This window comes from Buttiauxella sp. A111, assembly GCF_014189855.1.
Classification (GTDB): domain Bacteria; phylum Pseudomonadota; class Gammaproteobacteria; order Enterobacterales; family Enterobacteriaceae; genus Buttiauxella; species Buttiauxella selenatireducens.
Window position 1 is genome coordinate 22,469 of the sequence record NZ_BJFN01000011.1, and the last position, 12,370, is coordinate 34,838.

The window sequence follows — 12,370 nt, forward strand, 5'->3', positions numbered from 1 at the left end:
TTTAAATGTCATCCGTTTGTTTAAGCTGAATTATTTCGCAAAAAGCCCCGTAGTTCAAAGAACTGCGGGGCTTTTGCGTTTTGTCAGATGACGCGCTGTGTATCTGACTTATCATTCCTCAGAATCGAATTTTCATCCCAATTGACGCATTGATATCGCTGCTGATGCTGGTATCGCTGCCACCGTTGCTCCACATTTTACCCACTTCCGTATAGGCTTCGGCGTTTTTATAAATGGTCCATGTTGCGCCAACGGCGGCTTCAGTGGTGCTGTATTTCTGGTCTGCGGTAATGACCGATTTACCTGCGTTATTGGTGGTGTTTTCAAACGTGGCGGTATCCTGCCCGTCGGAAAGCTGTTGCCACAGGTTAACCCGCACGTACGGTTTGACTTTGCCGACGCCGGTTTCATATTCCGCCGTGAGGCGTGCACCGATACGCCCGATGATGGCATCGTCGGCATCCACCGAAGCACGCGTTTTGGCGTCGCCCTGCAAAATCACGCTGTCGAAATCGCTGTGCTGCCAGATGAGCTGCGCCTGCGGTTCAAATGCCCAGTTGGTGTCACCAAATCGAATCGGGTAACCCGTCTCGACCGAGGCCACAAAGCTGTTGCCGTCCGGGCTGTAGCTGTTGCGATTTTGCGCATTTTTCAGGTCGATACTGTGGTTTCCATACTGCAACACGTTGTCGACGTAGAAACCGCTTTGTGCAGTATATGTCGCATAACCGGCAACATAAGTGGAGAGGGTGGAATTGTACCCCGCAGTGCCATAGCCGCCAGAGTTCGCGCCCTGGATACTGGTGTCGTTATCCACAATGGCGGTGTACATCCCGGCACGCCAGTTTTCATCGACGTACAAATCGAAGCCAATCTGCATGCCGTTGATATTGCTGTCTGTTTGTGACGCGGTGGCATCATTAAACGATTGATGGGTGGATTGAGCGATATACCGCGCCCAGAAGCGCTGGTCGTTATCCTGAGTGACGCTGGTATTCCACGGTTGTTCGTCACCGACGCGCTGGTGCAGGGTGCCAAGTACCGCCAGATCGCCCTGACGAATCGTTGACGGAATGGTCACGAAGATCGGCACTTCAGGACGATAAGAGGTGCGCAGGAACCAGTCCTCGCCTTCTCCCAGCCCGTTACCGGCAAACAGACGGTATTCCCACGCGCCCGCTTCCAGATGATCCGCGCCAATGGTAAACGCGTCTTTGGTGGTCTGCGCGGTGGTGGTGGCACCGTTGACTGCGTCAACCACCAGAATACCGTCGCCTTCGGTTTGTTCACCCAACTGGCTGACGTCGATATCGAGTAACGTTTTGCCTGTCGCTGTGCCACCGTTAATCACCAGATGGTCAGCCACGCCTGGGCTATGCTGCTGGGCGGCGATTTTCAGCACGCCGTTAAGCCCAACATAATCGCCGTTGACCGTCAGCGTAGAGCCGACATCGCCGCCGCGCAGGTTCACCGTGCCCTGGTTCACCAGCGAGTTGACGGTCTGGTTTTCACCTCCGGTATCCAGTGTTGCACCGCTGCTGACGATATGGCTTGAAGCCGCGCTAAACCGGTTCGCCCCTTGCGCCTGCAACGTGCCGCGTTCCACCAGTGTGATACCCGAATAAGTGTTAGTTCCGCCCAAAACGGTGGTGCCAGAACCCTGCTGCCACAGCTGACCGGTTCCGGAGATATTGCCCGTCAGTGCAAGCTCATTAGAACGGTTAACCTGGAGTACGCCGTTATCGACGATATTGCCGATAACGCTACCCTGTTCGCCGCCGGTACCCAGTTGCAGATTCCCTTCGCTGATGGTGGTGCCACCCGTGTAAGTGCTGTCCTGGGTCAGGGTTAACGTGCCAGCACCGGCTTTGGTCAGTGCGCCGCTACCGGAAGCTGCGCCGAGCAGCGACACGTTATTACCGTTGGTATCGAGTGTGCCGCCGTTTGCGGCAACCGTAAGATTGCGGTCGGTATTGAATGCCGCACCATAACGGAACGTCCCGCCGTTAAGCGTAATCCCTGTTCCGATCTTGCCCAGGTTCGCATCTTGCGAAACCTGTAACGTACCGCCAGAAACCGTCGTGCCGCCGCTGTAGGTGTTATTGCCGTTGAGCAGCAACGTCCCCACGTCGGCTTTATCAATCCCGCCCGAGCCCGCGATGACCGAGTTGATGGTTGCTGTGTAGTTAGCACTTGGTGCCGTGCCATCGCCGACGCGAATCAACGTGTCGGCGGTGTTGGTGGTGATCGTTCCGTCATTGATGACATAACCGTCTGTGGCAAATTGCGCGCCGCTAATCAGCACTTCACCCAGGCTGTTATCCACCGTAACGGTGCCTTGTTCGCCGCCAAATACTGCAAACGAGCCGTCGCTGAAGGGGGCGTTAAACAGCCCATCCGGGTCAGTCGCATCGGTTGACCAATTGTCGTTACCGCGGCTGTTTTGCCATACGCCGTTACCGCCGTCTATTCCACCGTTATTTTTAGAGACGGTAAGGTCACCATCCCAGAAACGCAGGACCACGCCCGTTCTGTTCACCAGGTTGACCTGGCCTGCAATCGACGTCTGGACATACAAATCGTCGGCCGCGTCCGGAGCGGTGCCGATATCCATAATGTTGTTAATCAAATTACCCGTGTAATTAAACACGCGGTAAAGCCCCACATTGAAGGTGCCGCCCGGCGTTTGGGTGATGTTGAGCTTACCGTCGAGGTTAAGATCGCCGTTAATATTAATCAGATCGTTAAGCGTGCCGCCCGGTGTAAACGCCTGGCCGAACTGGAAATCGACCTGAGCATTGTTACCCAGCGTCAAACCGCCAAGCGTGAACACGCCGACGCTTGCCAGGTCTGCACCCGCGGCAAGATGCGCGTTATCTGCCACGGTGACTTTGCCGCCTGATGTTCCCGCGCCGCCGAGAGTGGAAAGGGCATCAACGGTAACATCCCCGGTTGCCGCTTGTTGATTACCGTTCACCAGTAATACGCCTTGCTGCACGGAAGTATTGCCGGTCCAGGTGTTATCGCCAGTCAGCGTTAATGTGCCGCTGCCGATTTTGGTCAGTCCGCCGTTCGCGCCCGAAATCACGCCGCTGATGATATCGCTCAGGTTAAGCGAACCCTCGCTCAGCGTTTGTGCGCCCAGCTCAACGTTCCCGGCACCTGAGAGCGAGCCGACCGTGGTACCACTGGTGGAACTGGCGATATTCACCACGCCGCCCGTGTTGTTCGCGATTTTCGCATTCTGCGCCTGCGCATTGCCGGCGAAAGTCACCAGACCGCTATTCGCGACGGTCGCAGAACCGGCGTTAGCCGTATCACTCAGGTTAAGCGATGTGCCTGCCGCCAGCGTAATGGCTGAATTGCCGCCGTTGGCGGAGCTTGCGAAATTAACATCGGCACCGTTTGCCGCGTTAATCACGCTGCCTTCCGCCGTCGCACTGCTATTGAAGTTCAGCGTTGAATTGTCGAGGTTGACGGTATGCGTCTGTGCCGATGCACTGTTATTGAAATTCAACGTCGCCTGGTTGTTGACCGTCAGCACGCTTGCCGCCGGGCCAAGTGCCCCGGTGATATTGGCGTTGACGTTCACGTCAGCGGTGCCATTTTTACCGGTGATGGTGGTGGTGCCTTGATAAGTATTGGCGTTATTGAGCTCCAGATTACTGGCATCGGTTCCCGCTGATGAGTCCAGCACGGTCAGCCCGCCATCACCGCCAATCAGCGTTGGAGTAAAGGTGTGGCCGAACAGGTCGAACTGCCCGCCGCCGGTCGCACTCAGGAATATTGGCCGCGCGGTGGCGTAGTCCGCACCGATTTGTAGCGTGGAATTGTTGTTAACCAGAATCGACGTGCCCGCAAGACCGAGGTTGGCGTCGGAGGACACGTTAAGTGTGCCATCGTAAATGACTGTGCCACCCTCATAATCGTTATTACCGGTCAGAATTAAGCGGCCAGGGTCGAGTTTAATCAGCTTGAGTATCTCTGACGGGCTGGGCTGATGCAGGGTGGTATTAATGGTGGTGGTCACGTCAGCACCGGCACCGCCAGCCCCGACTCGGATAGCAAAAAAGGCATTCGCCGGCGTTTCGCCTTGAGATGCATAGACCGTCGTCGGGATTTGGCTAATGCTGCGGGCCATATCCAGCGTGCCGCCCGTCAGCAAATAGCCATCGGTATCAAATTGCATACCGGAAGTCACCACCGGGCCATTGGCATTGCTGACCACAACCGTGCCCGCATCACCCTGGAAAATAGCAAATGCCTGCTGCTGCCACGGTGCGTTACCGATACCATCGGAAAGCGTCCATTTATTGTCATTGACGCCTGCGCTTGCGCTCCATATCCCATTCCCACCGTTAACCACGCTATTCCCTTCAATACCTGTCGGGCCGTGGTTTGCCGCGGCATCCCCATCCCAGAACTGGAGATTCGTGGTATCCGGCGCAAAGCCTAAGACTAAGTTAACCTGGTTGGGTAGCGTCACCTGGACATTATAAATAGCGGAGTTGTTCGGGGGCAGCGACACAATACTCAGCCCGTTGTTGATGAGTGAGCCATTGTAGTTAAACAAGCGATAGACGCCCGGTGCGAATATCCCGCCCGCCGACGTGGTGACGTTCAGGTCGCCATCCAGGGTCAGATTGCCGCCCACATTCACCAGGTCGTTTAAAGTACCGCCGGGTACAAAACGCTCCCCCAGCTCAAACTGGTTGTTGGTGGTAGGGGCAAGCGTCAGGTTGCCATTAATCGTCAGCGTGCCTGCGCCGCCGTCGCCGGGTGCCAGGGTCGAGCCGGTAAAGATGACGTTACCGCCGATAATCCCTGTACCGCCTAATGTTCCTGCAACGGTCGTATCACCTATTGCGGCCGACTGATTGCCGTTGACCAGCAGCGTACCCGCATTTACCTGTGTCACGCCGGTGTAGCTGTTGGCACCCGTCAAACGGGTGACGCCGGTGCCATCCTGATGGAATGCGCCCGTGCCGATAATCACACCGCCGAGGTTGACGACATCAGATTGGTTAATGATCAGAATGCCGTTATCAATAATGTCAGTGGCTGGGGAAAGTGCGCCTTCGGCACCCCCCACACCCAATTGTAAGGTGCCGCCAGCATCGATAATCGTATCGCCGGTATAGCTGTTTTCACCGGTCAGAATCGTGGTGCCGCCGGTTGCGCGATTCAACTGACCCGTTCCGCTGACAATGCCGGAGTACACTTGAGCGGCTGACGTTCCATCGAAAACAATGCGGCTTTCCAGGCCGTCAATGTTGACGTTGTAATTATTGATGGTGGCGTTATTGACCGTCACCGCGTTGTCGCCGGTGCGCAGTCTGGCTCCGCCCGTCACGCTAATCGATGGCGTTCCGGAAAGCACAAGGTCATTGACTACGCGTACATGACCTTGTGTACCGTTGATTGAAAGTGTGCTCCAGCCAGTGCCGATGTTGGTTGCGGTGAGAACGTTATCCGCCGCCAGCGTGCCAATTAATGCCGGGCCTGCGCCGCCGTTCCACAGATGTGTATCGGTGAGCGAGAGCTGATTATTGGTGCCGCCCTCGCTCAGGATATGGCGCGTGTTGCCTAAATCGACATTGCCAATCAGCGCCTTATCGTTGCCATCGGCCCCGGTAAAATCTACCGCGCCGTCAAAGGTGCCGCTGTTCCAGGTGAACGTATCTGTACCGCTGCCTGCGGCAATCAGGCCGAGCGTCGCGCCACCGTTAAGGGTAATCAGATCGTTACCGCTGCCGCTTAAAATGGCGGTTGCCGTGTTGCTGGCAGCACTCAGCGTCCCCTGGTTGGTGATGGTGTTATTGGCGGCTCCACTGGCGTCGATGGCCACTGAATTCTGGCTGCTATCGGTAATCGTCCCGCTGTTCAAAATAGTGCGCGCTGAAGCGGCACCGTTCACGCGCACCAGTGCCTGGGTGTTTGCGGTGCTGGTGGAATTAATCGTGCCGGTGTTGGTAAACGATGAGGCGTTGTCTGCACGCACGCTGCTGTTCACGTCGCTGGTGGTTTGGATGTTCCCACCGTTAGTGACGGCGCTGGCATCAATGGCTGAGATTGCCGAGCCGCTGTTTGCCCCCATGGTGATATTGGCGCTGGACGTCACGGAGCCGTTGGTTTTTGCCAGAATACCGTTGCCGTTGGCTCCTGTCGTTCCGGGTACAAATATCGTGTAGCCCGTACCGATGCTGAGATCGCCGGTGGTATTACTGCCATCGGCCTGTTCAAACGCAAAACCTGCACCGCTGCCAGAAACGTTGAGAATGTTTCCTGTCCCTTCGGCGTTAAACGTCACGGCGGTGCGAATGGCTGGCCCGTCTGAGGCGTTAATCGTCACGGTATTCAGGTTAATGTTTGAGGTGGAAGCGTTGTTGTTGATGCCCGCGCCCGAACCAGAAATATCAATCACCGTATTGCTGGCAGTGAGGGACGCCGCACCCGCATCCATACGGATACCGTCCGCGCCACCGCTGGCGGTGATGTGGTTGCCTGCACCGCTGATGGCAAGCGTTGCGCCGTTATCGATAAGCTGAACGGCGGCAAGTCCTCCATTGGCGGTGACACTACCCAACTGTGTCACCTGAGCGCCCGCGCCCTGAACCTTCACGCCCACATTGCCACTGCCGGGAGCGCCGCTCACCGTAATAGCCCCGGTGTTAGTCAGCGTGCCCTGGTTCTGAATATGGACGCCGATATTGTTAGCGCCTGAAACGCTAATTGGCGCGTTATTAATACCGATACCGCCGTCATGCAACCGCAGGCCGGTGCTGTTATCGCCATTCAGATTAATGCCCGCACCGTTGAGCGTGGCCTGGCCTTTGTAAGACACGTCATAACCGGTAATGCCGCTTTGTGCGGCACTGGTGGTGATGGCGACATCTGAGTTGACCAGCGTGCTACGCGCGTCACCTGCGTTGCTGACGTTTCCATCAATGGTGTAAACACGCCCGTCAATGACGACGCCTGTCGTATTGTCGTGGCTGAGGATGATCCCGCCGTCGTTGATCGTGCCTTGTGCGCCGCCGGTCACTTTTACGCCAACCGCATTTTCACCATTCACGTTGATGGTTGCCGCACCGGTATTGAGGGTTGTGAGCACATCGTCGCCAGTACCGACTTGCCCATCCGGGCCATCGTCCAGACCATGCGCAAACACCCCAATGGAGCGATCGCCCGTCAGGGTGAGTTGATAAGCACCCGCCGACGTGCCGCTATCGCCGTCGAAAGTGGCACCGTGGTCGATAAGAAACAGGAACGCGTGCGTCTGGCCGTTATCATCAATGACCGCATTGGCGAGGTTTATCTGAGCGGCTTGTCCGTAGGCGTAATAGCCAATCTGGTCGCTGTTATTAAAATTCAACGCAGCATTAGCGCCAACGTTAATCGTGGCGCTACCACGGGCATGAGCGCCAATGGCACCCGCGGCGAGGAGATTCATCGTTGAATCAATATTCGCGGTGGCCTGGATACCTTTTAGCCCCTCGGCATAGACCGCGTAATTACGGTAGGTCAGTGGGTTGTTATCGGAGCCGCCTGCGTCTCCGGCAGCCCCAACGGTTATTATCCCGGTGTTTGTAGAAACGGCGGTGGCAGCCTGAGTGGAGGCCAGAATACTGATGGCGGCATTGTTATCACCAAACACGTTAATGAACCCGTTATTGGTGACATTTTGGGTATCAATAACGGAAAGCCCATAGTTAGGCGCAGCGGCCCCGCCCGCCAGTTGCCCAAACACATTAATGATGCCGTTGTTGGTGACCTGGCCTGTTGCGCCGTTAACCAGCATCCCGACTGCATTGCGGGTTTGCGCGCCGAGCGTAATGGTGCCGTCGTTGGTGACGTTCCCGGTGCTGCTGGTCACAATACCCGCCGATTGCGCCTGTCCGCCCACCATTAAGACCGGCGTATAAACTTTGGTTGCGGTAATGGGCGTGCTGCCAATAAAAATATTTCCGGAAGCCTCGTTGGTAAAGGTTGCGGCATCGCCAATATCCACGGCATAACCGGACGCTCGCCCATCGGCGTTAAAACTGTTACCTGTTAAGGCAATGGTGCCGCTACTGGTTGCCGATGTGGTTCCTCGCGCCTGAAGGCCAACAGCGCTGGCTGAACTGCCGTCGGTCAATGCGATGTTGATAAATCCCTCGTTGTTTACCGTACTGGCTCCCAGACCCTGAATACCGATGCTGCCCTGGTTATGGACATTCTGATTTGTCTCATCTTTTTCAATAAACAGGCCTGCGTTTATCGTTCCGGTGTTCAACGCGGTGGCGTCAGTGACCTTCATAGCAATAGCCGTCGGGCTGGACCCGCTGCTGCTCCAGGCATTAATCGCGCCGTTGTTGGTCAGGACGGCGTTGTTATCGCCACGCATCACGGCTGACGCGCCGTCAACCCCCAGGCTGCCTTGTGCGGTCACGGTACCGGAGGCGTTGGCACCCGTGGCGTAGATGACATTCAGATCGCCTGTGGAGAGAGTGGCGTTATTGGTATGCGCCAGTTGGTCATTCCAGACATGGTAAGACAAGTTAACGCGGTTCTGTTGCTCATCGCCCAGCAACTCTTCAATGATGCCGTTGTAAGTATTTTGAGCGATGGTGCTGGAATCAATAACGATACTGCCGAATTCAGGCGGGAGTTGTACTCCGCCGGTTAACCAAAGCTGAACCTGGCTTTGTCGACCCGCATACGCCCCCTGGCCCAGTAAAAAGTCGTTGACGGTGGCAATATCCTGAGCGGAATTAATCGTGAAGGTAATTGAGGGTTGGAGGGGATCCAAAATAACCTGTGGCCCAACCTGGATATAATTCGGCAGCGTAATACTGTCACTGTACTCCGAACTCACGGCCTGCAATCCCGAGATATCGGGAGAGATAACCGCTGCGGGGACAAAATGAATGTAGTTATCAGAGATCCAGTTCGTGCTGCTGGTTGGTGTGCCTGTTGCTGATGCCTGAGCAAGAATCGAGTTTTTTGCCAGCAGCTCAATGGTATTTGTCGGTGCGGCAATAGGGGTCGTGCCGTTGGTGTCATCGCCGATATTAATATTGGCTATGCCGCCTACGTCGGTGACCGCCGCAATACCAAAGTTGTTATAAATGCGGAAAGAGTTGGGATCGTAAACGTTGAGTGAAAGATCGCCGACCAGCGACGTCCCAGGCGCTGCAAAAGTCCCTGAATCATAGACTTTAATCACCGAAAAACTTCCTTCAAGGCCCGGCACCTCAACGTTGAGCTCCTGGTTTTGTTGCGGGGTAGAAGGGTTTGTGGAGTAGCTGAAAGTATCAATGTTGGCCGAGGTGATTGGCGTGGTATTGCCCTGCGAATCCGTGGCGACAATCGTGGTAATGCGCCCGGCTTCCGGGCCACCGCTATCGGCAAGGGCATCCCTGACTAACACCTGCGTCGCACTGCCGTTCACACCCGGTGCGATTTGTGGAATAGGGCCCAGAATATCCAGCGTGGTGCCTGTCGCATAATGGTTGGCCGTGGCGGTATTGTTATCAATGGTAAAGGCGATCCCCGTTTCCCTGACCTGATCGTAATTCACCAGAGGTGGGAATAAATAGGAAGGGTATGCCGTCGACCAATTGACTTCATCTGCGTAAACCGGAGCGGCCATTAATAGCGAAACGCTTAAGGCGACCGCATGGCGCACTTTACCCCGGCCTTTCTTACGGCTTTTGGTGGTTTCTGAAGCCACAACGAGCGCCTGTTGGCTCTCGTTCCATACGAGACGATAAATACGGTTCATATCCAGAGCTCCTGACGCGAATCAATACTGTTATGATAATTTTTATTAATGCTAAGCCATTCGGTATTTATTACTCTTTGAAACACCTGAGGTTTTTATTGCAAAGATTGTTTGAGTAATATCAGGTTCTGCGGTTCGATAAGGATTAATCCCCCTCGAGGGCTTGATATATCAGCAACAAGAGTCAGGGAGGTGGCAATCATTAACGGTAATATAAAAAGATAGACCTTATTACTTTTGCGGCTATGCGAACCATAGCCAATAAGAATGTTGCAAAATACGGCTATCGTAATAAGTAACACCCAGGCCGAAACGGGAAAATGTTTAATCCATGCTGCTTGAGTATAGCCCTGGGTGTTAATAACTTCATTCATTCCAGAAATCGCCAGCGCGGTAACAGGTGTGGTTGAGAGGCTGGCCTCATTTTTCATGGTTTGCCACAGATCGTTTTGAATAGCAGCGGTTTTTTTGTCTACCTGCGCGAGTTCTTCACGGTCCGTTAATTGATACCAGCTGATACGTAAATCGAGATATTTTTTTAATTGCTCTCTCGCAGTAGACGTATTTGCGGCAGAAAGCAAGTCGGTGCGTAAATATTCTGTCCCTATCGCGTTGGCTTCTTCTGATTCACAATCTTTTCTCTGGTCGTAGCGATTAACCGCAACGGAAAAGCTAAAGCCAATCAATAAGGCAAGCAGAGTCAGCGTGGCGGCTTGCACAATACTGAAATCTTTCAGCGTTTCTTCATCAAGATTCCCTTTACGATTCAAACAGTAGACGCCAATGCCTGATGCCAGTGGCAAGATGACAAGCAATGCAACAAATAAATAAAGCGGATGGCTGATTAAAGTGCTTAGCATTACTTCTTATTCCCTGGCTGGTGAAAAAGTTGTACAGGTATCTTAAGCGTTGCACAGTTCTAAAAAAAAGGTAGCCATTCCATAGAATTTTTATGCAAATCAGGCGTTAAATCTTCAGGTTAAAAATCCTTATAAATTACCGGGTCGGTTATTTCTAATAACATAGTATTAGTATGGTTTTATTTTTATTGTTTTAACTCACGGGTATGAATGTTGTCTTCTATAGTTTGAATGGTTAGTTGATTAGTCTATATATTCCAGACTAACTCCTCGCATCTGGATAGTAATATGTTTGTTTTGATTGTGTTTTTTAAAATATAAAAATGACATTTTGTTTTTTTCGTGGTTATCCCTGAGCGATTTAGAACTCATGCTTATTTAAACGAGGCTATCTATGCAAAAGATTTTGTCGCAGATTGCTTGTGCGATGTCGCTTTTGTGCGTAACGCAGACTTTTGCCAGCGGGCTCTATCTTTATGAAGTGGGGACTGAAGATGTGGGGCTTGCGGGTGCTGGACAGGCAGCGCGGGCACAGGATGCTGGAACGATAGTGAGTAATCCCGCAGGTTTAACCCGTTTGCAGGGTGACAACCTGACGCTCGGTGGTCAGGCTTTGTATGGCGATGCGCACTACAATCTGGAGGGCGAAGGAAAAGGGCCCGGTAACGTCATCGGCTGGTTTCCCGGAGCCAGTAGTTTTCTCAGCCACAGTGTCAATGATGACATCAAAGTGGGTCTGGGAATGTACGGTAACTACGGTTTAGGGCTGCATTTTAATGACTGGGTTGGCAGCCAATTAATCAATGATACAACGTTAATTGCGCTGACTTTCCAACCGGTTATTGCGTGGAAAATTGGCGATAAGTGGTCGATAGGTGGCGGTCCTGGTATCAACTACGGGTTATTTTCCCTGAAGCGCAACACGGCAGACGGTGAGGAGAAAACGGACGACCACGACTGGGCGCTCAACGGTAAGCTTGGGCTCTTGTTTGAACTGAGTGAGGCGACGCGTTTTGGTCTGACTTATACCAGTAAAACAAAATATGACTTTGACGTTAAAACCGATATCACGTTAAACCGTTTGCCCGGTAGCCCAACCTATTCACTGCCCTTGAGTGCGGCAGTTCAGACACCGCAACAATTGATGTTCAGCGCTTTCCACAATTTGAATAGCCAGTGGGCACTTTTGGCGGATCTGGGTTGGCAGGACTGGAGTGCTTACAGTGGCAGTGAAACGTCAGTTGCTGGCCAGTCGTTGCAAAGTAAAGATCGCCTGAAAGATACCTGGCATACGGCACTTGGCGTGCAGTTTCAGGCAACGCCTGAATGGCGGCTCAACAGCGGTATTGCTTACGACAGCAGTTTTTATAAAAACCAGAATGACACATCAATCACCATGCCATCCGGTGATGCCTGGCGCTGGGGAGTGGGAGCGCAGTACCAACTCACTAAACAGAGCAGCGTCGGCGGAGCTTTTGAATATATGAAGATGGAAAGCTCTACGGTTTCGGATTCCGCATTAGGCGGTACTTACGATAATCCCAATCTCTATTTTATTACGGCGAATTACAGTTATTTATTTTAAATGCCTTCGCGGTCATGGTCGTCATAGCCGTTAATAATCTGTCTCTTATACAGTTCTTACTCTGTTGGCCTGCTAGGGTGAGATCTGTAAGCTTCGCTGATTTTCCGTTCACCCGTGCGGCTGATTATCTCTGCAACCGTTGTGAACGGTGAACGT

At 53.4% G+C, this 12,370-nt stretch carries 3 protein-coding genes; 1 reads left to right on the plus strand and 2 read right to left on the minus strand.

Going from position 1 to position 12,370, the window contains the following annotated elements:
• Positions 1 to 118: 118 nt before the first annotated feature.
• Positions 119 to 9,769, minus strand: a complete 9,651-nt coding sequence (locus tag BSPA111_RS21440) for an autotransporter outer membrane beta-barrel domain-containing protein (protein WP_183273170.1) — start codon at positions 9,767 to 9,769, stop codon at positions 119 to 121.
• Between the two features lie 95 nt (positions 9,770 to 9,864).
• Positions 9,865 to 10,629, minus strand: a complete 765-nt coding sequence (locus BSPA111_RS21445) for a hypothetical protein (protein WP_183273171.1) — start codon at positions 10,627 to 10,629, stop codon at positions 9,865 to 9,867.
• Positions 10,630 to 11,023: 394 nt separating this feature from the next.
• On the opposite strand from BSPA111_RS21445, the gene BSPA111_RS21450 reads away from it, so the two are divergent.
• Entirely contained in the window at positions 11,024 to 12,214 is a 1,191-nt protein-coding gene (locus BSPA111_RS21450; RefSeq protein WP_183273172.1) for an OmpP1/FadL family transporter, read from the plus strand.
• The last annotated feature ends 156 nt before the right edge of the window (positions 12,215 to 12,370 follow it).